19 protein-coding genes are annotated in these 22,565 nt (G+C 62.3%); 12 read left to right on the forward strand and 7 right to left on the reverse strand.

Annotation, left to right across the window (positions count from 1 at the left end; all coding sequences use genetic code 11):
* Nucleotides 1–76 precede the first annotated feature (76 nt).
* Nucleotides 77–451, forward strand: coding sequence for a VOC family protein (locus FH08_RS0129705; RefSeq protein ID WP_031361845.1), 375 nt, complete (start codon nt 77–79; stop codon nt 449–451).
* A 45-nt stretch (nt 452–496) separates the two neighbouring features.
* On the opposite strand, the gene FH08_RS0129710 is transcribed toward FH08_RS0129705, so the two are convergent.
* The 3 genes from FH08_RS0129710 to FH08_RS0129720 form a co-directional block, all read right to left on the reverse strand.
* Nucleotides 497–1,357: a hypothetical protein gene (locus tag FH08_RS0129710; RefSeq protein WP_031361846.1), complete on the reverse strand. Its 861-nt coding sequence runs from the start codon at nt 1,355–1,357 to the stop codon at nt 497–499.
* A gap of 515 nt (nt 1,358–1,872) precedes the next feature.
* Nucleotides 1,873–2,934, reverse strand: a complete 1,062-nt coding sequence (locus tag FH08_RS0129715) for an AraC family transcriptional regulator (protein WP_031361847.1) — start codon at nt 2,932–2,934, stop codon at nt 1,873–1,875.
* A 497-nt stretch (nt 2,935–3,431) separates the two neighbouring features.
* On the reverse strand, nt 3,432–6,476 hold the full coding sequence (locus FH08_RS0129720; protein WP_035567415.1) for a DEAD/DEAH box helicase: 3,045 nt from the start codon (nt 6,474–6,476) through the stop codon (nt 3,432–3,434).
* Nucleotides 6,477–6,771: 295 nt separating this feature from the next.
* On the opposite strand from FH08_RS0129720, the gene FH08_RS0129730 reads away from it, so the two are divergent.
* The 4 genes from FH08_RS0129730 (at nt 6,772) to FH08_RS0129745 (ending at nt 11,041) form a co-directional block, all read left to right on the forward strand.
* Entirely contained in the window at nt 6,772–7,776 is a 1,005-nt protein-coding gene (locus tag FH08_RS0129730) for a 2-keto-3-deoxygluconate permease (RefSeq protein ID WP_031361849.1), read from the forward strand.
* Nucleotides 7,773–9,110 carry a four-carbon acid sugar kinase family protein gene (locus FH08_RS0129735; protein ID WP_063771241.1) on the forward strand — a complete coding sequence of 446 codons (1,338 nt, stop codon included), beginning with the start codon at nt 7,773–7,775 and terminating at the stop codon, nt 9,108–9,110. Before FH08_RS0129730 ends, FH08_RS0129735 begins: the two co-directional genes overlap by 4 nt.
* Nucleotides 9,111–9,181: 71 nt before the next feature.
* The gene (gene pdxA, locus FH08_RS0129740; RefSeq protein WP_031361851.1) at nt 9,182–10,183 is read left to right on the forward strand and encodes a 4-hydroxythreonine-4-phosphate dehydrogenase PdxA; all 1,002 of its coding nucleotides are present in this window, start codon (nt 9,182–9,184) and stop codon (nt 10,181–10,183) included.
* 78 nt (nt 10,184–10,261) lie between these two features.
* Nucleotides 10,262–11,041, forward strand: coding sequence for a DeoR/GlpR family DNA-binding transcription regulator (locus tag FH08_RS0129745; RefSeq protein WP_031361852.1), 780 nt, complete (start codon nt 10,262–10,264; stop codon nt 11,039–11,041).
* 79 nt (nt 11,042–11,120) lie between these two features.
* On the opposite strand, the gene FH08_RS0129750 is transcribed toward FH08_RS0129745, so the two are convergent.
* From FH08_RS0129750 to FH08_RS0129765, 4 genes are all read right to left on the reverse strand, one after another.
* Nucleotides 11,121–12,431 (reverse strand): RNA polymerase sigma factor, encoded by a 1,311-nt coding sequence (locus FH08_RS0129750; RefSeq protein ID WP_268810836.1) that lies wholly within the window; start codon nt 12,429–12,431, stop codon nt 11,121–11,123.
* Nucleotides 12,428–12,847, reverse strand: a complete 420-nt coding sequence (locus tag FH08_RS0129755) for a VOC family protein (RefSeq protein WP_031361854.1) — start codon at nt 12,845–12,847, stop codon at nt 12,428–12,430. Before FH08_RS0129755 ends, FH08_RS0129750 begins: the two co-directional genes overlap by 4 nt.
* Nucleotides 12,848–12,925: 78 nt before the next feature.
* The gene (locus tag FH08_RS0129760; RefSeq protein WP_031361855.1) at nt 12,926–13,342 is read right to left on the reverse strand and encodes a YciI family protein; all 417 of its coding nucleotides are present in this window, start codon (nt 13,340–13,342) and stop codon (nt 12,926–12,928) included.
* Between the two features lie 162 nt (nt 13,343–13,504).
* On the reverse strand, nt 13,505–13,852 hold the full coding sequence (locus tag FH08_RS0129765) for a YciI family protein (RefSeq protein ID WP_031361856.1): 348 nt from the start codon (nt 13,850–13,852) through the stop codon (nt 13,505–13,507).
* 157 nt (nt 13,853–14,009) lie between these two features.
* Here FH08_RS0129765 and FH08_RS0129770 point away from each other — a divergent pair, with 157 nt between their 5' ends.
* The 7 genes from FH08_RS0129770 (at nt 14,010) to bcsB (ending at nt 22,565) form a co-directional block, all read left to right on the forward strand.
* On the forward strand, nt 14,010–14,441 hold the full coding sequence (locus tag FH08_RS0129770) for a YqaA family protein (protein ID WP_031361857.1): 432 nt from the start codon (nt 14,010–14,012) through the stop codon (nt 14,439–14,441).
* 292 nt (nt 14,442–14,733) lie between these two features.
* Nucleotides 14,734–14,988: a hypothetical protein gene (locus FH08_RS0129775; RefSeq protein WP_031361858.1), complete on the forward strand. Its 255-nt coding sequence runs from the start codon at nt 14,734–14,736 to the stop codon at nt 14,986–14,988.
* Nucleotides 14,989–15,333: 345 nt separating this feature from the next.
* The gene (gene bcsD / locus FH08_RS0129780; RefSeq protein ID WP_031361859.1) at nt 15,334–15,789 is read left to right on the forward strand and encodes a cellulose biosynthesis protein BcsD; all 456 of its coding nucleotides are present in this window, start codon (nt 15,334–15,336) and stop codon (nt 15,787–15,789) included.
* Between the two features lie 231 nt (nt 15,790–16,020).
* Nucleotides 16,021–16,947, forward strand: coding sequence for a cellulose biosynthesis protein BcsP (bcsP, locus tag FH08_RS0129785; RefSeq protein WP_035567416.1), 927 nt, complete (start codon nt 16,021–16,023; stop codon nt 16,945–16,947).
* A complete protein-coding gene (bcsQ, locus tag FH08_RS0129790) occupies nt 16,944–17,732 on the forward strand; it encodes a cellulose biosynthesis protein BcsQ (RefSeq protein ID WP_031361861.1) in 789 nt (262 codons plus the stop codon). The genes bcsP and bcsQ overlap by 4 nt, the downstream gene beginning before the upstream one ends.
* Entirely contained in the window at nt 17,729–19,951 is a 2,223-nt protein-coding gene (gene bcsA, locus FH08_RS0129795; protein ID WP_031361862.1) for a UDP-forming cellulose synthase catalytic subunit, read from the forward strand. The genes bcsQ and bcsA overlap by 4 nt, the downstream gene beginning before the upstream one ends.
* 1 nt (nt 19,952) lies before the next feature.
* Entirely contained in the window at nt 19,953–22,565 is a 2,613-nt protein-coding gene (gene bcsB / locus FH08_RS0129800; protein ID WP_035567417.1) for a cellulose biosynthesis cyclic di-GMP-binding regulatory protein BcsB, read from the forward strand.

A 22,565-nucleotide genomic window follows, 5' to 3' on the forward strand; every position in this document is an offset into this window, starting at 1 on the left:
AGTTAATCGCCGGATCGTTGCTGGATTCCCGGCCGTGCACCGCGGCTACTTCCATCGACCCAACGCGAGCGAACCCATGACCGATCCCAACTTCATCATCCTGTACGTGGACAACCCTTCCGTCAGCGCCGATTTTTATGCGGGCCTGCTCGGCAAGACACCCGTCGAATCCTCGCCGACGTTCGCCATGTTCATCCTGGAGTCGGGTCTCAAGCTGGGATTGTGGTCAAAGCATACGGTCGAACCCGCGTCGCCCGGGGCGGCGGGTGGCGGTGGCGAACTCGCGTTCGCGGTGAACAACAGCGACACCGTGCACAGCCTCTTCGCCGACTGGGTCAAGCGCGGCCTGGAAATCATCCAGCGGCCGACGGAAATGGATTTCGGCTTTACCTTCGTCGCGCTGGACCCCGACGGTCATCGTCTGCGCGTTTTTACGCCTTCCGCGGAATAAGACGACCGCACTCCGCTGCCGCATTTTCAAGCGGACGGACGGCGGCTACCACCTGCTCAACGGCATGATTGCTTTGGCCGCTTTGGCTACAACCCGCAGGTGGGGATCGGTTTCGTCGAAGGCGCTGTCCCCTCTGCCGCGCGCGTGATCGCTTTCTTCTGCCAGCCGTTTCGCTTCCCAGTCGCGTTGCCACGCCTCCGCCTGATGACGATGCTCGATCGCGCGCCGTGCTTCGTCCTCTCGATCGATCCATGCAGCGAAGATCGAAAACGCGCGGTCCAGCGCTTCATATTTTCCTCCCGGGCCGGCTACCGAAAACAACAGGCGGTCGCCCTGGCCCGGGTGCTTCCAGTACACATCAATTTCACGTTCGCCGGTCAGCGCCGTGGTTTCGCCGGTATCGATATCGGAAGTCGAAGTAGCGCCCTCGCCCGCCCATCGTGCTGCTGACGCTCCAGACCCTGAGCGAACGCTCCCGGCATTCGACGCAGGCTCAGGCGCGACCGCCAGCGCCCGGAACGGCCATTCGAAGCGGCCTGAGCGCAACCGTTGAAATTCGCCGGGGGCATCGGTCGAGACAAATCGCTTTGCCACCTTGTTGACCGTGAGCCTTCGCGAGACGAGATGCAACGTGAGATCGACACCGCCGCCGGCTACCCGAATCCGGCCTTCGTCCTCACGAATCTCAGCCTCGCATTGCGCCGACGCATACGACGACCGCCTGCCTTCCCGATACCCATGCAGCCAAAGCGCTGCGATCACCGCCAGCGACAGTGCAATCTGGGTAGCCGACGGCGGTGTCGAGGTGAGCCCCGCATAAAGCGCGACGGCCGCCGCACCGCACGACCCTGTCTTGACGATACGACCGAACAAGGTTCTAGCCTGGAACAAAGCAAACAGCCACATGTGTTTCCCCGGTATCACTTTTTTCTTGGTTTAAGGTCAAACACGCGGTGGCTCGATGTCCATGACATCTCCCCGCGAGGCGTGTTCGCCTTGAAGCGTCTTGATGACGCTTTCTCTCTCAGGTCGGCAATCCTGTGCATTTCAGTCTTCAGGCGTGGTCAGGCCTGAACTCGGCGGAACGGGCATCGCGGCGCTTGCCGTGATCACCGAGGGCCAAAGAACCCTGCTTTGCGTTCAACGCGGAAAGCGCCTGCAATGCGCACCGAGAGCGCGAGCTTGTTAGCGAAAGCGGCGAGCGAGTCACCATGAATTGCGCGACACATTCCGCGACCGGGAAACAGCCGGCCTCGTTTCCCCCCAAGCGACCGACAAATACTGTCCGCGATGCCTGCGTACACACCTGACAATGATGCCTTCGACGTACGCTACCTCCCTCTCATTCCGTCCGCTCTTTCCACCCATTTCGTTCAGCGCATCGACAAATGGTGAACATCGATTACACCCGCTTTACGCGCTCAGGCGCCCAGGCTGCGGATCGTCGCGGCGGTCCTGACGCCGACGCCGCGCGCGTCGCGGGCGCGGCTGCTGTCGTTCATCGGCGAAACGGCGCCAGCCGTGACTCCGGCAGCGCGTCGCCTGCGGGCTTCTGTCGGCGTGCAGCCGAAACGCTCCTTGAACGCGCGATTGAACGTCGATTCGCTCATGAAGCCCACCGCACATGCAATGGCGCCAATGAGATCGCGCGCATGCAGCGGGGACTCGAGCCGGCGCATGGCTTCGTCGAGCCGGCGAGCGCGTACATATTCCGCCACGCCGCCCATCGGTTCGAAGAGTTCATAGAGCGCAGTTCGCGATACCTTCAGGATTTCGCGCAGCCTCGCCGGACCGAGGCTCATGTCCGCCAGATTGCCTTCGATAAAACTCAGGGCCTGCGCGCGGATCACCGGCGTCAGGCGCGGATCGCCGGATTGCTCCCAGCGCTCGGCACGCCGCAGCACGCAGGCCGCGACGAAGTCCAGCGTGGCTTCGCCCGCCACGCGAGCCTGCTCGTCGTCCATCGAACTCGCGACGCTCACCAGGCTGCGCATATGCGAAGCGATCAGCACGCCGATAGGGTCGGCGGCCTCCCACGACAATCCATGCAGGCGCAACGCGCCGCCCGTGCGCCGGTCGATGGCCTGGCGCGGAATGGTGAGCGTCAGCATGGGCGCGTCGCGGGTGAAGCCGGTGTTTTCGACGACGAGATCGCGCACGACGACCGACCCAAGCGGCACTTTCTGGATGTCGCGGCCAAAGGTGGACATCAGCGTGCCGTCGAGCAGGCAATGCACCAGGTAATGGTCGACGCCGGAGGTCGCAATCCTGCGGCGGGTGCGTTGAAATTCGACGTCTCCGCCCACGACGTGCGACATGAGCAGCATTGGACCTAAAGGCCAGCTTTCCATCTTCGCGCGAAAGGGCACGGAGGCAACTTTCGGGCGCTTGATTTCAAATACGGCGTCGATTCCTTCGCGCCAGATTTCCTCGGCCTCATTCTCGGGGAAATCGCCACTGTCGAATCTGATGGGCGTGGACATGGCGTTACTCAACCTCCATAACAGCAGGGTTCCACATGATTTTTCAGAGCTGCCGGGTTCGGCTTGTGGCATTACCCGACATCGCAAAGAGATTAACGGCGTTTTATCGATAAAACTTTAGCATGTGTTTAAAACGATCTGCAGGGAACGGGGAGTTGTCGCTATGTGCTGATTCGTTTATTTAGTGGCAGACGCAAACGGGTTCTGGCTTTCCAGGCGCGGCCGGCCACGAATGCACCCCGGGTCAGGCAGGATGCTCATTGCTGAAAGGCGTTGAAATCAATAATGCGACGACGCACGGGATTGTCCGCACGGGTTATCTTTTGGGCGATGGAGGTTCGCCACCCACGATCATAACTTTCATTCCACTTGCATTAATAAGGGACGGGGCTGACTTGCGCGCTGGTGATTTTACGATTCGATTGATTCGCCTAACGTTTAGTAAGTAAACCAGCGTTTTATCGACAATCTTTATCGGGAACCCCGGTTGGTTCTTTTCAGCGGCTCGCTATTAACGGGGAAGCGGGCATTCGGTCAAAGCTGCGCCGGACAAGATGCCAGCGCACGCGCTCTTGTAATTGCGCATCGAGTTCCACCAGGAAACGCGTTTTCCCCGCGATAACCGCGCCCACCGGCAAACCATCGCAATACAGCACGCGATTGCCCGGCAAAGCGGGCACTTTCTCGCCGGGCAGCAAAGTGCCGGCGAGATTCAGCGGATCGACCGCGCTTATCGCGATGAAGCTGCCGTCGGCGGGCCGGTTGCGCATCGTGCGTAAAAGCGGCACGGCTTCGGGCAACGCGAATTGCTCGCCCGAAAGGCCCGCCACGAATCGGCCGCCGCGAATTTCACCGCGCGCTTCCAGCCGGTGAAAGACTCGCAGCAAGTCTCGCCACGGCGGCAGCCAGTCAGCCTCACGTTCGAGCAAGCGCCAGAAGATCACGCCGTATCGGCGCAACAGGGTCATCGCGACATGCTCGAGCGAATCAGTGCCGGGCGCGGCGCTGCTTTCAGAGCGGCGCAGCAACGCCCAGCGGCCGGCGTCGTCCATGCCGACGAGCCGCACGTCGCCACTTTCCATACGCCTTAGAAGCGCGAGCCACGCGTCGCAATCCATGGCGTCGTGCAGACAGTCATCGATCGTCTGATCGACCAGCGGATGACGCGGCACGTCACGCTCGCCCACCACGTTTTCAATGCACGCGACCTGATCGGGGAACACCGTCGCGAGCAGATCCTCGCTCTTCATCCGCTGCAATTGCGGCGCGACCCGACGGCCGCCCGCGTAACGTGGCAGCGCGAGCGCGTTGGTCGCGTTCCAGCGCCAGCGCACACCGAATAGCGGCGCGTCGAGCAGCGCCTGGATCAGCAGGTGTTCCGCCGTGCTCGAACGCAGATAACGCCAGACTTCATCGAGTGGAAAACTGTGGCTGCCAGATAGCGACAGCACAATCGCGTCCTCGGTCGCCGCCGCCTGCAATTCGAAGTTGAACGTGCGGCAGAACCGCTTGCGCAGCGCGAGGCCCCATGCGCGGTTCACGCGGCTGCCGAACGGTGCGTGAATAACAAGTTGTGTGCCGCCGGAGGCATCGAAGAAACGCTCCATGACGAGCACGTCCTGCGTCGGCAGAACGGAGAGAGCGGCTCGCGAGCGCGCGAGATAGTCCACGATCTGCCGCGCCGCTTCCTCGCTGATACCGGTTTGCTCAGCCAGCTTGGTGATGGCGATGTCGTGTGCAAATTCGCCCAGCCAGGCGCCCACTTGCGCATGCAAACGCGCGATCGCCGCCGACAATTCATTGCTGCGTCCCGGCGCTTCGCCGAGCCAGAACGGAATGTTCGGTGGCTGGCCGTGCGCGTCTTCCACGCGCACTCGCACACCCTCCACACGCAGGATCTTGTACGACGCATTGCCGAGCTGGAACACGTCGCCGGCCAGGCTTTCGACCGCGAAGTCCTCGTTGACCGTGCCAATCTGCAAGCCTTGTGGTTCCAGCAATACCGCGAAATCGGCGTTGTCCGGGATCGCCCCACCTGAGGTCACCGCCGTCAGCCTGCCGCCGCGCCTGCCGCGCAAACTACGAGTGACCGCATCCCGATGAACGTACGCTCCACGCACGCCGCGCCGGCTCGTATACCCCTCTGCGAGCATGCGAATAACTGCGTCGTACTGCGTACGATCAAGCGATGCATACGGCATCGCATTGCGCACGAGTTCGAACAGCGCATCTTCGCTCCACTCCCGGCACGCCACTTCAGCGGCGATCTGCTGCGCGAGGACATCGAGCGGCGCCTCGGGAATATGCAGCACATCGAGTTCGCCGCGCGCCACACAATCGAGCAGCGCCGCACATTCGATGAGATCGTCGCGCGACTCAGGAAAGAGCCGTCCTTTCGGCGTACCGCTTACCTGATGCCCCGAACGCCCGACGCGCTGCAGGAAACCGCCGATCGATCCTGGCGAACCCAGTTGACAGACCAGCTCCACATCGCCGATATCAATCCCCAGTTCAAGCGACGCCGTTGCAATCAGCACTTGCAGCTCGCCGCGTTTGAGCCGTTGCTCGGCATCCAGCCGCTGCTCTTTCGCGAGGCTGCCGTGATGCGCCGCGACAGCGGGTTTGCCGAGCCGTTCGGTGAGATGGCGCGCGACACGCTCGGCCATCCGGCGCGTGTTCACGAACACGAGCGTGGTGCGGTGCTGCGCGATGAGATCGGCGAGACGATCGTAGACACGTTCGCGCACATCATTCGACATGATCGCTTCAAGCGGGATGGGCGGCAGTTCAAGCGCGAGATCGCGCTTGCGCACATGGCCGACATCGACGATCGAACACGGCCGTTTGCCGGTCAGGAATTGGGCGACGAGTTCGATCGGCTTTTGCGTCGCCGATAACCCGATCCGCACCGGCGCTGCATTTCCATGTTCAACGCACAGCGCGTCCAGCCGCTCGAGACTGAGCGCGAGATGGGCGCCGCGTTTGTTGCCGGCAACGGCATGGATTTCATCGACGATCACCGTACGCACCGTCGACAACATCGCGCGGCCGGAATCGGAACTGAGCAACACGTAGAGCGATTCCGGCGTGGTGACGAGGATATGCGGCGGCCGTTTTTTGACCGCGTTGCGCTCCTGAGGCGTGGTGTCGCCGGTGCGCACCGCTGCGCGAATTTCGATGGGCGGCAAGCCCATGCGCTCCAGCTCGTCCGAGATGCCCGCAAGCGGTTCCTGCAGGTTCACGCGGATATCGTTGGACAGTGCCTTGAGCGGCGATATGTAGACCACAGTGGTCTGGTTGGGCAATGGGTCATTGCTCGCCACGCCTTCCCGGACAAGTTCATCGATTGCCGCGAGAAACGCCGTCAGCGTCTTGCCCGAGCCGGTCGGCGCGGCCACGAGCGTCGATCGACGCGCTTTGAGTAACGGCCAGGCGCGCGCCTGCGCCTCCGTGGGCTCGGGGAAATGCCGGCTGAACCACGCCGCGACGGCGGGATGGAAGGCGTCGAGCGAATTGGAAGTCGAAGGTTTTGCAGCAGTCATGTCGCTAGTTTATTAGCCGCCGGGAAAGCCTGTTTGATCGTGTTCGGCGCGCGAGGAAAACTACGTCGCAACGGCACGGTCACGGTGTGTTTTTGCCGGCCCCGTCACCCAAAGATGAAAGCGATGAATCGACGACCGCCGCGTCATCTTCTTACAAAATGATCGAATCGATCATAAAAACGATCGGTTTGCGCATTTTTCAAGACAGGATTACACTTCCTTTTGACTGTTTCAATCAAACACGTGATCGATTCGAGCATTGAACTTGAATTCGCTCGTCAAACAGGAGACCCGTATGGCCCAGCTTCCCATCAAGCGCTCGATCGAGCGCGTTCCCGGCGGCATGATGATCGTGCCTTTGCTTATCGGCTCGTTGGTCGCGACTTTCCTGCCCGGCATGCCGAAGTTCTTCGGCTCGTTCACCAATGCGATTTTCACCGGGGCACTGCCGATCCTCGCGGTGTTCTATGTATGTATGGGTGCGAGCATTAACGTCAAGGCGACCCCGTATCTTGTGAAGAAAGGCGGCGCGCTGTTCGCAGCGAAGATCGGCTCGGCGATTGTTGTCGGTATCGTGATGGGACATTTTCTGGGTGAGCAGCCTGTTTCGTCGGGCTTGTTCGCGGGGATCTCAACGCTGGCTGTGGTCGCCGCGATGAACGACACCAACGGCGGCCTCTACATGGCGCTGATGGGGCAATACGGGAAGTCCGAAGATGCGGGCGCATACACGATCATGTCGCTGGAGTCGGGCCCGTTTCTCACGATGGTCACACTCGGCGTGGCGGGGCTTGCAGCGTTCCCGTGGCCTACGCTGGTTGGCAGCATCCTGCCGCTCGCGGTTGGCATGTTGCTCGGCAACCTGGATCGCGAAATGCGCGACTTCCTCGCGCGCGCCGTGCCCGTGATGATCCCGTTCTTCGCGCTTGCGCTGGGGGCAAGTCTCGATCTGCACAAAGTGTGGCAAGCGGGCCTGCTTGGCATCGGACTGGGGCTGGCGGTGGTTGTCGTCACAGGAATTCCGCTGTATTTCACCGACCGCATGACGGGCGGCACGGGCGTGGCCGGCGTGGCGGCGGCCAACACGGCGGGTAATGCGGCGGCGGTTCCCGCGTTGATCGCGGCGGCGAATCCGGTCTACGCGGAAGCCGCAAAAAGCGCGACACTGCTGGTCGCAGCGTGCGTGGTGGTGACAGCTATCGTGTCGCCGGTCCTGACGGCGGCGGTGGCGAAACGCGTGAACGCCCGAACTGAAGAGCGCCGTACCGTGCAGAAAGCCCAAACCGAGGCCACGCGATGAACACCCGCAGCATGCTGATCGTCGCCGACGATCTCTCCGGCGCGGCGGACTGCGCCATCGCATTCGCTGGTGCAGGACGGCGCACAGTCGTGACGCTGGAGACATCGGGCGTGACGACCGCCGCTGCAGAGGCGGACCACGTCGACGTTATCGCCGCTGATACCGATACCCGCCGCCTTTCGCCACAAGACGCGGCACAGCACACCGCCGATGCGTTCAACGCGTTGAACGCGCCCGGCCGGCGCTTGTACAAGAAAATCGATTCGACATTGCGCGGCAACTGGACGGCTGAAGTGGCCGCGTTGCAGCCGCTCGCCGGGTTGGCAATCGTCGCACCCTCGTTTCCTGCGACCGGCCGCACGCTGCATCAGGCGCGCGTGCTGGTGCATGGCGAACCGCTGGAAAACACGGACACGTGGAAGCTGGAAAACGCCGGCAGGCCGGCAAATGTCCGGACGATGCTCGAGGAAGCGGGCCTGCGCTGCGAGTCCATCGATGTGGACACTTTGCGAGGCGACATCGACGCGCTGCTGGACAGGATCAAGGCAGCGGGGACGCAAGGCGTGCAAGCGCTAATCGTCGATGCCCATAGCGGCGGCGACCTGAAGCGGCTCGCGCAGGCCACCACGCAACTTGATCCGCGCGAGCACCCGTTGTTCTGGGTCGGATCGGGTGGACTCGCACGCGAACTGGCATCGCTGCCCGATCTGTTCGATGCCCTGCCCCGCGAGACCCTCGTCCACGAAAAACAGGAAGGCGCGATCCTGACCCTGGTCGGAAGCCTGTCGGCGGTTTCCGAACGCCAATGCGCGATGTTGCGCGAGCGGGCACGCGTAAGCGAACTGATCGTGCCACCGGCGGTCTTGCGTGTGGGCAGTGAGCACACGGACTGGCGCATGTGGCAATCGAAGATTGGCGAGCATCTCGAACGGCATCTCGACTTGCTGGTACGCATCGGCCGGGACGATGCGTTCGATCCAGCCGAAGGCGCGCATCTGTCCACCGCGCTCGCCGCGCTGGTGACGCCGCATTTCAGGCATGTCGGTGGCTTGATCGCGACGGGTGGCGAAACGGCCCGCGCGATGTTGAGCGCAGCCGGCATCGGCAGTCTCGATTTGCTCGCAGAAGTCGAAGCAGGCGTCGCGGTAGCACGGCCTTGCGGGCAGCATGCGGCACGCCCGGCCATTGTCACCAAGGCCGGCGCATTCGGCAGCGAGCATGCGCTGTTTGGCGCGTGGGAACATTTGCAGAGACTGCCGCTGCCAACAAAGCCAACGCAGCAGCCATCGCAGCCGACGCTGCGCGCGCCCGACGCGGCCACCAACACGCATTAACGCCAATGAGCGCGAAACCAGCATTTACCTCGCCTCGCAGCGAACACTTATACGGAGTTTAACGAATCATCATGAGCAATACTCTCCCCGTAATCGGCATCACGATGGGCGATGCATCCGGCGTCGGTCCCGAGATCGTCGTCAAGAGCCTCACGCACAAAGTGGTCTACGAGCAGTGCCGTCCGCTTGTGATCGGAGACGCGCGCCGCCTCGAGCAAGCCAACGAGATCGTGCACGGCAGCGCGAAAATCCGCCGCATCAAGGATGCGACGGAGGCGAAGTATGAGGCGGGCATCATTGATTGCATCGACCTGAACCTGATCCCCGACGACCTCCCCTTCGGGCAGCTCTCGGCGGTGGCCGGCGATGCCGCGTACCAGTACATCGCGCGCGCCGTCGAGCTGGCGCAATCGCAGCAGATCGATGCGATCTGCACCGCGCCGCTCAACAAGGAAGCGTTGCACGCAGGCGGCCACAAGTATCCGGGCCACACTGAAATGCTCGCCCATCTGACTGGCGTAGAGGAAGTCTCGATGATGCTGGTCGCGCCGCATCTGCGCGTGATTCATGTGACGACGCATATCGGCATCATCGACGCCATCAGGAAGATCGAGCCCGGCCTCGTGCAGCGTACGATCGAACGCGGTAACGCGACGCTGGTGAAAGCGGGTATTGCGAAGCCGCGTATCGGCGTGTGCGGCATCAATCCGCACGCGGGCGAAAACGGCTTGTTCGGTTATGGCGAGGAGGAAGAAAAGATCATCCCGGCGGTCAAGATCCTGCAGGAACGCGGACTCGATGTCACCGGTCCCCTGCCCGCCGACACGCTCTTTTTCCGTGCGGGCCGTGGTGACTTCGACCTCGTGGTCGCGATGTATCACGATCAGGGACATGGTCCGGTCAAGGTGCTCGGCCTCGAGGCGGGCGTGAACGTGACGGTCGGGCTGGAAGTGATCCGTACGTCGGTGGATCATGGGACGGCGTTTGATATCGCGGGCAAGGGGATTGCCGATGAACGCAGCCTGCTCGAAGCGCTGCGCCAAGGCGCCGAACTCGCGACACGACGCGGGTGAGCGGACCAGCGGATGCGCGGCTCAGTAAGCGCGCTCGTGTAACATCGGCGGCCTTGTTACCCGCATGAGCATTCATCGATGAAAGCAGCCGACCGTCACCGCGCCATCCTCGATCTCGTCCTCACCCGCGACGCCAACGTAGAGCAGTTGAGCGCGGCGCTGGGGGTATCGGAGGCAACGGTGCGGCGCGACCTCACCATGCTCGCGAAGGAGCGCCGTCTTGTGCGTACATATGGCGGCGCGACTGCGCTGGTTGGTGCGCATGAGCCGGAAGCGTCGCTGGAGGAACGCAAGTCGACGCAGCGTGAACAGAAGGAAGCGATTGCGCAGGCTGCCGCGCTGCATGTGAAAGATGGCGATACGGTGCTGCTCGACGGCGGCACGACTTGCGCCGCGCTTGCGCGTCATTTGAGTGCGCATCGGGACTTGCATGTGGTGACCAACAACCTGTTGGCAGTGATGACGCTTGCCAATGTGCCCGGCATGCGGATTACGTTGATTGGAGGTGATCTGCGGGCATCGAGCATGAGCACGCTCGGGCCACTGGCCGAACTCGTGCTGAGCCGCTTGAGCGTGGATCTCGCGTTTCTCGGCGCGGATGGCGTGGCCGCAGATTTTGGTTTGTGCGAGGCCAGCGCGGAACAGGCTTATCTGAAGGACTGCATCATTCGCCGGGCGGCGAGTGTAGTGGTGCTGGCCGATGCCGACAAGCTCGGGCGCGCCCGACAACAGCATTGGACGCCGCTGGAGCGCGACTGGCGTTTGATCACCACCACCCTCGCCGATGAATTCAGGCTCGCGCCGTTCCGGGCGCTAGAACGGGTCGTGGTCGAAGTTGCGCCTATGGGGGTGGAGTAGGTTTTGTAGGGACGTTGGGTTCTATGCGATTCCAGTTTCGCCTCGGCTAGCTTGCCGCCGGGTAAGCCCACTTCACCCGCTATTCCCTCATCCCCTTCATCTCCGCCGCTCGCTCGAGCAACAACTCCTTCTCCCGCACATTGCGTGTCATTGCTGCGGCGCGTTCGAATTCCGTACGCGCTTCCTCACGACGACCCAGCTTCGCCAATAAATCACCCCGCACGCTCGGCAGCCAGTGATAGTTCTTCAGGACTGCGTTCGACCCCAGCTCATCGACTATCTCCAGCCCCGCTGCCGGGCCGAACGCCATTCCCACCGCCACTGCGCGATTGAGTTCCACCACCGGCGAAGGCGCCACCATCGCCAGCGCATCGTAGAGCGCGACAATCTGCGCCCAGTCCGTATCCTCCGCCCGCCGCGCGCGGGCATGGCAAGCCGCCAGCGCACCCTGTAACGCATAAGGCCCGCGCGCCCCGTTCAGCGCCTCCGACCGCTCCAATGCCGCGAGGCCGCGACGGATCAGCAACGGGTCCCATCGGCTGCGGTCCTGGTCCATCAACAACACCGGCCGCCCGTTCGCATCGGTTCGTGCATGAATGCGGGAGGCCTGTATCTCCATCAATGCGACCAGCCCGAATACCTCGCTCTCGTCAGGCGTCAACCCCGCCAGAATCCGCCCGAGACGCAACGCATCGTCGCAGAGCGATGGGCGCATCCAGTCGTCCCCCGCCGTCGCCGAATACCCTTCGTTGAAGATCAGGTAAATGACTTCCAGCACCGACGCCAACCGCGCCGCCCGTGCATCGGCCTTCGGCACTTCGAACGGCACCCGTGCCGCCGACAAAGTCCGCTTCGCCCGCACAATACGTTGCGCGATGGTCGGCTCCGGCAGCAGGAACGCCCGCGCGATTTCATCCGTGGTCAAGCCGCCCAGCAGCCGCAACGTCAGCGCAACCCGGGCATCGACGGACAGCACCGGATGACACGCAGTGAACACGAGGCGCAGCAAGTCGTCGCCAATATCGTCCTCACGCGCGGCATCCAGCGCATCCACGAAATCCGGCGTGACGTGCTCCTCGCGCGCATCCATGTCGAGTCCCAACTCCTCGTGCTTGCGGGCGTGCAATGCATCCTGCCTCAAACGATCAAGCGCACGATGCTTCGCCGTGGTCATGAGCCACGCGCCCGGATTGTCCGGCACGCCATCCACACGCCAATGCTCCAATGCCGCGATCAGCGCGTCCTGCGCAAACTCCTCGGCGAGCGACACGTCGCGCACCAAACGCGCCACGACCGCGATCACCTTCGCCGATTCCATCCGCCACACCGCCTCTATCGCGCGATGCGTGGCCAGTTCCTGGCTGCCGGACTCACCGGAAGGTCCACTCACGCTGCGCTCGCCGCGTGCGGGTCTGCGTTCGCTTCCATGTAGACAAACTCCCATGAATGGCCGTCGAGATCGTCGAAACCGTGGCCATACATAAATCCAAGATCCTGCACCGGCCGTGGCGTCGTGCCGCCCGCGCGCACGGCCTTGGCGACAATTTCATCGACCTCGGCGCGACTCTCGCACGACAGGCACGTGAGCGCTTCGACCTGCAGCTTCGGGTCGATGATCGTCTTCGAGGTGAAGGTCTGGAAGAACGGCTTGACCAGCAGCATCGCGTAAAGGTTCTCGCCAAGGATCAAACACGCGCCCTGATCGTTGCTGAACGTTGGGTTGAAGCTGAAACCGAGTTCGTTGAAAAAGGCGCGCGCTTTCGGCAGGTCCGACACCGCCAGGTTGATGAAAATTTGCTTATGCATTTTTATTGCCCTTCAAGAAATGCGGAGTGCTGGCGTCAGCCGGCTTCCGCGAGTGGTTTCAGGCTGTTCAAGCCGCTTTCAAACTCGCCGCGACGCTTCAAGCTCGCGGAAACGCTCGATCGATTCACTCGAGCCGAAGTCGTCCAGTTCAAACAACTGCCGCACTTCGATTTCGCCGCTTTCGTGCTCGCCCATGGGCGAAGGAAAACGGCGCGCCCATTCGATCGCTTCTTCGCGTGAGCGCACCTGGATCAGCGTGTACCCGGCAACAAGCTCCTTGGTCTCCGCGAACGGACCCTCGACCACGCTGCGCCGGCCACCCTCATAACGCACGCGCCAACCTTTGGCGCTCGGCTGGAGACCGTTCGCATCGAGCAGCACGCCCGCTTTCGCCAGTTCTTCATGGTAGGTCGCCATCGCGCCGATCAGCGCGTCCTCGGGGAGTCCGCCCGCTTCGCTTTTTTCGGTCGCTTTGACCAGGATGATGAATCGCATTGTTGTTCTCCTCGTGGTGTGATCGTTGTGCGAACGAGAACGCCGTTCACGCTCTCATCCCCACGACGAGTCACGCCCGGAGAAATCGACAATTTTTAGTTGAGCAAGGGTTAACGCGTACGAAAGCGCGTACGAAGCGCGTACGAAGACTCCGCAAAAACCTCAGTCCCAGCAGGGACCGATCTTGCGCACTTCGACCTCGCACCATTCGACGGCCGGACACGCCGACGCAATCTCGATAGCCTCTTCCTTCGTCGCGCAATCGAGCATGTAGAACCCGCCGATCATCTCTTTCGCCTCCGCGAACGGGCCGTCGATCAGGCTGGCCTGGCCGTCGCGTTTCTTGACACGTACGCCGCCCGACGCCAGCGATTCACTGGCAATCAGCAAACCGCGTTCTTTTAGTCCCGCACCGAACTCGACCATGCTCTCGTAGAGGAGCTTGCCTTCGGCTTGCGAGCGCTCGGCCCGTTGTCCAACAGGTTCGGCGATGAGCAGCATATAAGACATGACATCTCCTGGATTGAGGTTTCAACCGCCCTTCAAGGTATCAACTGTGGAGGAAGCTTTCAATCCCCCAATCCCACGATGCGCCCTCCCCAAGCGGGACATCGCTGAAAAACGGCTAAGCTGTCGCCCTCGTTCACGGTTGCCCGCATTTTTTCTCATGGTCGATTTATCTATATACGGCGGGCTTTTCGCGGTTGCGCTGGTCGCGGCGACACTTTTCCCCCTTCAGTCCGAGGCTTTGCTGGCGGGTTTGCTGATCGCCGGCAAACAGCCGGTCTGGATGCTCGTCGCAGTCGCGAGCGTCGGGAACGTGGTCGGCTCGACCATCAACTGGGCAATGGGACGATCGATCGAAAAGCTGCGCGAGCACCGCTGGTTCCCGATCAAGCCGCGCGCACTCGAGCGCGCAGAACACTGGTACCGGCGCTTCGGACGCTGGACGCTGCTCTTGAGCTGGACGCCGGTGATCGGCGATCCCTTGACCATGATCGCGGGCGTTCTGCGCGAACCTCTATGGTCGTTCCTGCTGATCGTCGCGATTGCGAAAACGGCGCGTTATGCAGTGATTGCTGCGTTGCTCACCCTGTGACGCGCTTGGCTGCAGCCCAGTTGCGCGGGCTACTGTGCTTCAGCGCCGCTTGACCGGTGCAAACGCGCCTGATGATGCCTCGCGCTCGCCCACCCGCCGGACGGCAACTCGGCAAATTTCTTTCATCAGAGGAAATATTTGGTACGAGGCGCGTCTCAATCAATACGCCATCCTGAACAAACACTCATCACATCCCGCATTCGGCCATACGCTTCCTGTTCTACCGTCTTTGTTCAACTGACTTCGCCGACCGGCTACCGAACTCGGTGCCGTTGAATCAGTCAGGCGGCAAATGCGGCAAGAATTGCTCACTGGCAGTCGCGCCGTGAAGATCGGATTGCTGCTGACAGGCGTGAGGATCACCCGGGTACGCGACCAGCATTATTCCGCCACGCTGGAAACGATCTGGCGGATATCGGCAACCTCGGCTCTTGGCATCTGCGCATTGACCCGGGAGTCAAACGCAGCGAATGAGCGCGTCCAGCAATCGCGGCGGCTTGCAGGAAACGCATTGGCAAGCCAGGAACCCGTCGGCAACACCTTATGAAATATCAACGCGCAGTTCGACTCACTCAAACTTCATGACACAAGCGCAAGCAGCAAGATTAAACTGACGAATGAATTGCGTGATTAAACGTTTGCGCTAAATGTCCGGTACTACATAACCTGGACATAACGATTTTTTTGCCCTCTGTTTGCGGCTTTAACCACAGAACTATTTGCTAATGTGCGTTATGTGGCAAAAACAAATCGCCTTCAAGTAGACTCCGGCTTAAAAGGTAAGTCGTATCACTATTACCGTCTATCGAAGGACGGCACAGTGTAAATACTACTGATTAAGCCGTATCGTTTTTTTGCGCTCATTTAGCTGGAAGCTTTCCTCTCTAACCCTATGGCCATGACCCTCGACTACCTGCTTGACCGGCAAATCTCTTCGCAATGGCGTGGCGTGCTGGTCGCCTTGGCGGAAGAATTCGATACCCAGATCGGCCGCGACGAGCTACGTCAGTTGATGCAACGGGTAGGACGGCGTTTTGCCGCTGCCCATCCATTGCCGCCCTGCGCCACCACGCCCGAACTCGGCGCCGCGTTGAACGCGATCTGGAATGACCTCGACTGGGGGTTTGTCGAGGTGGGCGACGAGCCGGATTATCTCCGCATCGTTCATTGCTGTCCGCCCCTGCTCGCGTTCGGCGCGAATGCACTTCCGTGGAGCCCGGCGTTTCTCGAAGGCGCGTATCAGGAATGGCTAAGCGCGCTCGGCGCGCAAGGCTTGTCGGTGGTGCAAGCCGGCGAGTTTGACGAAAGCGCTACAGTCGAATTCAGATTGGGCCGTTATAGCAATTGAGGCCAACTGAGGGCGCGTCTGATCTCGCTTGGCGGAGCTTGCCTTGAGCTGGCCCGGAAAATCCCCCTCGGCTTGACGAACGCAGTACGGGTCCTACACCGGATCAAGCAGTCAACCATGTAGACAAACAGGCATTGCCCGCATCAGCGCCCAATAGCGCGCGAGACATCACCGCCCAGTGATCGTCGAGGCAGGGCTCAAAGCACAACCTAGAGTACGAGGACGCAGCATATGAACCCATCGCGCGATATTGAAAAGCTGTTCGACAAATTTGGCGGCGATGCCGGCAACTACCAGGAAATCGGCCGCGAAAACGAAGCCGTCCATGCCCGTACGCGCTGGCCGTTGCTCGCGACCCTCGACCTCTCGCAGCCATCGATTCCGAGCATCGTGCCTCGCCGCGAAGCTCATTTGCCGCACACGCAAGATCGTTCCGGCGAACATCGCACCGTGCCGAACAGCCTGACGCAGCCGGAGGGCGCAGCGCCGATCAACCGCGGCAAACCACCGCTCTTCGCACGCGCTCATCGCAAGACGGTTCCGCCGGTCGCCAATGTCACCTTGCCGGCGGCGCCGGTCGGCGCAGAGCGTTTCTCTGCTCTCGTCGAAGCGGTCGAAGGAACGTCGAACGCTGGAGAAGCCGAGGCCGTGGCGGCAGCCGCTGCGCAACCGCAGCAGCCAGCACGTCTGCCGCAACCGCTGTTCCGGCCGTTCCACACGCAGCAAGAGCAACACCTCCCGCAGCTGGCTCAGCAGCAACCGCAACCGCGCACGCAACCGCTCGCCACGCCTGCGAGCGCGCCCGGCCAACCCACGGGTTTCGCCGCCGCGCTGCAACGTTCGAACACTGCGACGAGATCGCCGTCGTTGCCACGCGTGCAGGCACCTCAAGTGGCTCAAGCGGCGGCTCAAGCACCGGCGCCCACGCCTGAAGCAAAAAGCCAATCGATCCTCGGCAAGCTGTTCCGTGCGCAGCCGCACGCGCAGCCTGCGCATCAACCGAGCGCACCGCCGGATTCGCTGGAGTCGATGTTCCAGCGTCTGCGCGGACCCGCTGCTTCAGCGCCGGCAACAACGCCGGCACCCGTCAACTCGCCGCTGAACGCACCGGTCACGGGCGCAGGTTCGTGGCTCGCCAAGCGCCACTCATCGTCATGAAAGTCATCACCGTTGTCTCTGCCAAGGGCGGGGTCGGTAAAACCACGCTCGCGGCGAACCTGGCCTCGGTGCTCGCCGCACGCGGGCGGCGCGTGATTGCGCTCGACCTCGATCCACAAAACGCACTGCGCCTGCATTTCGGCATTCCGCTCGACAGTATCGACGGACTGTCGCGCGCCACCCTCGCCGGTGACCCGTGGCAAACCGTGATGTTCGATGGTGTCGACGGCGTCACCGTGCTGCCCTACGGCGCGGTGGTGGAAGACGATCGCCGCCGCTTCGAGTCGCACATCGACCGCGACCCGCAGTGGCTCGCGCAATCGCTGGAAAGGCTGGGCCTCGATGCCGCGGATATCGTGATAGTCGATACCCCGCCGGGTTCGACGGTCTACACGCGCACGGCGCTGTGCGCGTCGAATTTCGCGTTGAATGTCGTGCTGGCCGACGCCGCTTCGTACGCCGCCATCCCGCAGATGGAACGCATGATCGAGGCCTACGCCACGCCGCGGGCAGATTTTGTGGGCACGGGTTACGTGGTGAACCAGGTCGACCAGTCGCGGCAATTGACGAAGGACGTGCTCAAGGTGCTGCGCAACCTGCTCGGCGACAAGCTGTTCCCGGGCGTTATCCACCTTGACGAAGGCGTGAGCGAGTCGCTTGCCTGCGACACCACGCTGATCCATTACGACCCATTGAGCCAGGCCGCCGCCGATCTGCGCACGTGCGGCGAATGGCTCACCAATGCGGTCGATTCCAGGCAGCTCTCGCCGAGGAGCGTCGCATGAGCAAGCCACGCGCAGGAGCTCGCGTACAACCATTATCTGAAGCCGATGAAGTCGCGTCCCGGCTGGAACGTTTTGTCGATTCGAAGATCTGGAGCAACCGAATCTTTACGACGATCCTCACGCTGTTCGCCCTCTCGACAATGTATTTCGTCTGGACGGTGCCGCTCGAGTTCACCCAGCAACTGGTGTTCGCGTGCTGCTGTTTCGCTTTGGCACTTGCGTTCCGGCGCCTGCGCGGCCAGTACGCGACACTGGTGATGATCATGCTGTCGGTCGCGGTCACCGGGCGCTACATGTACTGGCGGCTGACCGAGACAACTTACTGGGAACGTCCGCTCGATGCCGCCTGGGGTTTGCTGCTGGTCTCAGCTGAGCTCTACTCGGCGATCGTGCTGATGCTCGGTTATTTCCAGACCGCGTGGCCGCTGCAGAGAAAGCCGATGCCATTGCCGGCAAACCGCGATGAATGGCCGACTGTCGACGTCTTCATCCCGACTTACAACGAGCCGCTCGGCGTGGTGAAGCCGACTATCTACGCGGCGCTTGCGATCGACTATCCGGCGGACAAGATCTCCATTCATGTCCTCGATGACGGCCGCCGTCCCGAGTTCAAGGCGTTCTGCGAAGAGGTCGGCGTTACCTGGACGATCCGCACGCACAACCGGCATGCGAAGGCCGGCAATATCAATGAAGCGCTGAAAATCACGAAGGGCGAATATCTCGCGATTTTCGATTGCGATCACATTCCCACGCGCTCGTTCCTGCAAATCGGCCTTGGCTGGTTCCTGCGCGACAAGAAGCTGTCGATGCTGCAAACGCCGCACCACTTCTTCTCGCCCGATCCGTTCGAACGCAACCTGGGCACGTTCCGCAAGGTGCCCAACGAAGGCGAGCTGTTCTACGGGCTGGTACAGGACGGCAACGATCTCTGGAACGCGACCTTCTTCTGCGGCTCCTGCGCGCTGCTGCGCCGCACGATGGTGGAAGAGATTGGCGGCATCGCCGTCGAGACGGTGACGGAAGACGCGCATACGGCGCTCAAGTTGCATCGGCTCGGCTACACCACCGCGTATCTTGCGATCCCGCAGGCGGCAGGTCTTGCGACCGAGAGCCTGTCCGGTCACATCGGCCAGCGGATTCGCTGGGCGCGTGGCATGACGCAAATTTTCCGGATCGATAACCCGCTCACCGGCAAGGGCCTGAAGATCGGTCAGCGGCTCTGTTACCTGAACGGGATGATGCACTTCTTCTACGGCATCCCGCGCCTCGTGTTCCTTACCGCGCCGCTGTCGTACCTGTTTTTTGGCGCGCACGTGATCCACGCGGCGGCCGGCACGATCGCCATCTTCGCGTTGCCGCACATGATGCATGCGAGCATCACGAACTCGCGCATGCAGCGCTCGTTCCGGCATTCGTTCTGGGCTGAAGTGTATGAGTCCGTGCTGGCGTCGTACATCACGGCGCCTACCCTGCTCGCGCTGATCAACCCGAAGCTTGGCAAGTTCAACGTGACGGCGAAGGGCGGCCAGATCTCGAAGGATTATTTCGACTACGCGATCTCGCGCCCCTATCTGTTCCTGCTGGTGCTGAACCTGCTCGGGTTTATCGCGGGAATCGTGAACATCTACCTGCACTGGGATGTCAGCAGCGAAGTGAATACGGTCTTGCTGAACCTCGCATGGACCACCTACAACATGCTGATCCTCGGCGCGAGCGTCGCGGCTGCAAGCGAGCGCCGGCAAGTGCGCACGACGCATCGGGTAGAAATGAAGATGCCCGTGATGCTCAAGTTTTCGACCGGCCGCACCCTCGCCTGCGAAACCATGGACTACTCGGAAGGCGGCGTGGGCGTGAAGTTGCCGGGCAACCTGGAAGTGCCGCTGCACGAAAAAGTCACCGTCTCGCTGTTTCGCGGCGACGAGGAATATGCGTTTCCCGCGACCGTCGGCTTTACCGCCGCCGGGCGCGTTGGATTGCGCTTTTCCGCGCTCACGCGCGAGCAGGAATTCGAGTTCGTCAAGACCACCTTCGCCCGGGCCGATGCCTGGACGAACTGGTCTGAAGGACGCACCCCGGACGCGCCGTTGCGCGGCTTGCGGCACGTGCTGGTGGTGGGCATGGGCGGTATCGGCGCGTTGTTCGAGCATCTTTTCACCGACGCGAAGAACTGGCTGACGACCCGTTCACCCGACGTTAAAAAACTGAAGACCAAAGACTGACATGGGTAAGGGAATTTCGATGCTGCGCCCGGGCAATAGACAAGGCGAACCGGACACGACGGCTTTCACTCCGTTCAGCTCCCGCCCCATTCCCCGCGCATTGATGCGTAGCCTCGCTTGCTGGCTTGCGTTGCAAACGGCGTTGGCCGTGCCGCTGGCATCGCTGGCAAGCGCCGCGACGGCTAATAACTCGGCTAGTAACTCAACCAATACCTCGACTAACGCCTCGGCCAGCGCGTCCGCGTCCGGGACCGCTGCCGGAGTTGCTACCGGCGTGGGCGCCGTGCCGCCCCCCGGCCCGGCCACGCCGTTCAACCGCGCGACCATCGAGCAACCGCAGCTCGCCGTCCCGGTACCGGCGTTCGCACAGGCGGCCTCGGGAGCATTGGGAGGGTCTGCTGCGCCTCCGGTGCGCACGCTTGCGTCAAAGACGCCCACCACGGCCGAGCCCGGCACGCTGGTGCCTGGCGGCCGCCGCCAAACGCTGACGTTCTCCGACCTCGGCGCGCTCGATCCGCTGCAACTGCGTGGCACAGATGGCCAGAACGGCGTACCGTTCTCGGTTCGCAGCGACGAAGTCGTGACCGGCGCGGTGCTGCACCTGATCTACAGCTATTCCCCTTCGCTGCTGCCGTCGATCTCGCAACTCAAGGTGCTGGTCAACGGCGAAGTCGCCGCCACGCTGCCGGTGCCGCGCGAGCAGGCCGGCATCCTGGTTGCGCGCGACGTCTCCATCGACCCGCGCTTCATCACCGAGTTCAATCACCTCAACGTTCAGTTGATCGGCCATTACACGCAGCAATGCGAGGATCCGTCGAACTCCACGTTGTGGGCGACCGTCAGCAACGCGAGCTCGCTCGACCTCACGTATGCATCGCTTGATAGCAAGCCTGACCTGGCCGCGTTGCCTGTGCCTTTCTTCGATCGCCGCGACGTTCGCCGGCTCGAACTGCCGTTCGTGTTCGCGCAGAAACCAAGCGCGGCCACGCTTGAAGCAGCGGGCGCGGTAGCGTCGTGGTTCGGCTCGCTTAGCGGGTATCGTGGCGCTGTGTTTCCGGCGCAGATCGACAACGTGCCGCTGTCCGGCAATGCCGTGGTGTTCGCCACCAGTGACCAGCACCCGGCCGGCTTGAAGATCCCCGATATAAACGGCCCGACCATCACGGTGCTGGATCGCGCAAGTGATCCCAATTCGCCCTCGCGCGGCCGCTTGCTGCTCGTGATGGGACGCAATGACACCGAATTGAAGATCGCAGCGAAGGCGCTCGGCATCGGCCAGAACACGTTGTCCGGTACGACCGCGACGATCACGCAACTGAACGACTTCGCCCCGCGCAAGCCCTATGACGCGCCGAACTGGCTGCCGACCGACCGGCCCGTGCGTTTCGGCGAACTGGCGGAAGCGCGCGACCTGTCGGTGACGGGCTATAACGCCGACGCCGTGCGCGTGAACATGCGCGTGCCGCCCGACCTCTTCATGTGGCAAACGAAGGGCGTGCCGATCGATCTGGGTTATCGCTACACGGTGCGTCCCGCGCTCGACCGGTCCACGCTGAACATCAACGTGAACGATGGTTTCGTGCAGTCGCTACGGATTCCGGCGGTGGCCACGTCCACCTTCGATCTCGGCCGCTATTTCAACCGGGTGATGCCCGACCAGACCGCCGCTGCGCGTCGTGAGATCTACTTGCCGCCGCTGCTGCTCACGCCGCGCTCGCAGTTGCGCCTGCACTTCTACTACGACTACCCGAAGACCGGCGAATGCCAGGGCCGCGTGCTGGATAACGTGGTGGGTTCCATCGATCCGAATTCGACCATCGACCTCTCGGGCTTCCCGCACTACATGGCGCTGCCCGACCTCGCGGCATTCGCCAATGGCGGCTTCCCGTTCACGCGCATGGCCGACCTGTCCGAGACGGCAGTCATCATGCCGAACGATCCCAACTCCGCCGACTTCAGCCTGTACCTGCTGGAGATGGGACGCATGGGGGCATCGACGGGTTATCCGGTGACCGGCGTGACCGTCGCCCAGGCCGATCAGGTCGACAATCTCAAAGATAAAGACCTGCTGATCCTGGGCTCCCCCGGCCGCCAGCCGCTGCTGCAAACCTGGGCGAAGCAGATGCCGTTCTCCGGTGACGGCGATTCGCGCAGCTTCCAGCTCTCCGACGTGGCGTTCAAGGTGGTCGACTGGTGGCACGGCCCGCATGGTGTCGAGCGCCTGCCGGCGCGCGCCGACCTGTCGCTTGTCAGCTCCAGCGGCGACGCGCTCATTACTGGCTTCGAGTCGCCCCTGAAAAGCAATCGCAGTGCGGTGGCGCTGATCAGTGCGGCCGGCCAGTCCGACGCAGACCTGTCCGCCGCCTTGCTCGACAACGACATCCTGCCCGAGATCCAGGGCGCCATGGCGGTGATCCATGGACGCGACGTGACGGTGACATCGAATGGCGAGGCGTATTACGTCGGCCGCCTGTCGCCGCTGGAGTACATGCGCTGGGCGTTGTCGTCGCATCCGCTCTTGCTGGTGCTGGGCAGCTTGCTTGCCGCCATCATCATTGCGGCACTGTTCTACCGGTCGCTGCGCGCCATTGCCGCGCGCCGTTTGAGGGATTGA

The organism is Caballeronia sordidicola, assembly GCF_000729995.1.
Lineage (GTDB): Bacteria > Pseudomonadota > Gammaproteobacteria > Burkholderiales > Burkholderiaceae > Caballeronia > Caballeronia sordidicola_A.

Bases quoted from the DNA above. Each gene is read 5' to 3' on its own strand.
- bcsB (WP_035567417.1), top strand. From the start codon at position 19,953: ATGGGTAAGGGAATTTCGATGCTGCGCCCGGGCAATAGACAAGGCGAA.
- bcsP (WP_035567416.1), top strand. From the start codon at position 16,021: ATGAACCCATCGCGCGATATTGAAAAGCTGTTCGACAAATTTGGCGGC.
- FH08_RS0129755 (WP_031361854.1), bottom strand. From the start codon at position 12,847: ATGCATAAGCAAATTTTCATCAACCTGGCGGTGTCGGACCTGCCGAAA.
- FH08_RS0129715 (WP_031361847.1), bottom strand. From the start codon at position 2,934: ATGTCCACGCCCATCAGATTCGACAGTGGCGATTTCCCCGAGAATGAG.
- FH08_RS0129775 (WP_031361858.1), top strand. From the start codon at position 14,734: ATGCGGCAAGAATTGCTCACTGGCAGTCGCGCCGTGAAGATCGGATTG.
- FH08_RS0129730 (WP_031361849.1), top strand. From the start codon at position 6,772: ATGGCCCAGCTTCCCATCAAGCGCTCGATCGAGCGCGTTCCCGGCGGC.
- bcsD (WP_031361859.1), top strand. From the start codon at position 15,334: ATGGCCATGACCCTCGACTACCTGCTTGACCGGCAAATCTCTTCGCAA.
- FH08_RS0129760 (WP_031361855.1), bottom strand. From the start codon at position 13,342: ATGCGATTCATCATCCTGGTCAAAGCGACCGAAAAAAGCGAAGCGGGC.
- bcsQ (WP_031361861.1), top strand. From the start codon at position 16,944: ATGAAAGTCATCACCGTTGTCTCTGCCAAGGGCGGGGTCGGTAAAACC.
- pdxA (WP_031361851.1), top strand. From the start codon at position 9,182: ATGAGCAATACTCTCCCCGTAATCGGCATCACGATGGGCGATGCATCC.
- FH08_RS0129735 (WP_063771241.1), top strand. From the start codon at position 7,773: ATGAACACCCGCAGCATGCTGATCGTCGCCGACGATCTCTCCGGCGCG.
- FH08_RS0129720 (WP_035567415.1), bottom strand. From the start codon at position 6,476: ATGACTGCTGCAAAACCTTCGACTTCCAATTCGCTCGACGCCTTCCAT.
- FH08_RS0129770 (WP_031361857.1), top strand. From the start codon at position 14,010: ATGGTCGATTTATCTATATACGGCGGGCTTTTCGCGGTTGCGCTGGTC.
- FH08_RS0129765 (WP_031361856.1), bottom strand. From the start codon at position 13,852: ATGTCTTATATGCTGCTCATCGCCGAACCTGTTGGACAACGGGCCGAG.
- bcsA (WP_031361862.1), top strand. From the start codon at position 17,729: ATGAGCAAGCCACGCGCAGGAGCTCGCGTACAACCATTATCTGAAGCC.
- FH08_RS0129710 (WP_031361846.1), bottom strand. From the start codon at position 1,357: ATGTGGCTGTTTGCTTTGTTCCAGGCTAGAACCTTGTTCGGTCGTATC.
- FH08_RS0129705 (WP_031361845.1), top strand. From the start codon at position 77: ATGACCGATCCCAACTTCATCATCCTGTACGTGGACAACCCTTCCGTC.
- FH08_RS0129745 (WP_031361852.1), top strand. From the start codon at position 10,262: ATGAAAGCAGCCGACCGTCACCGCGCCATCCTCGATCTCGTCCTCACC.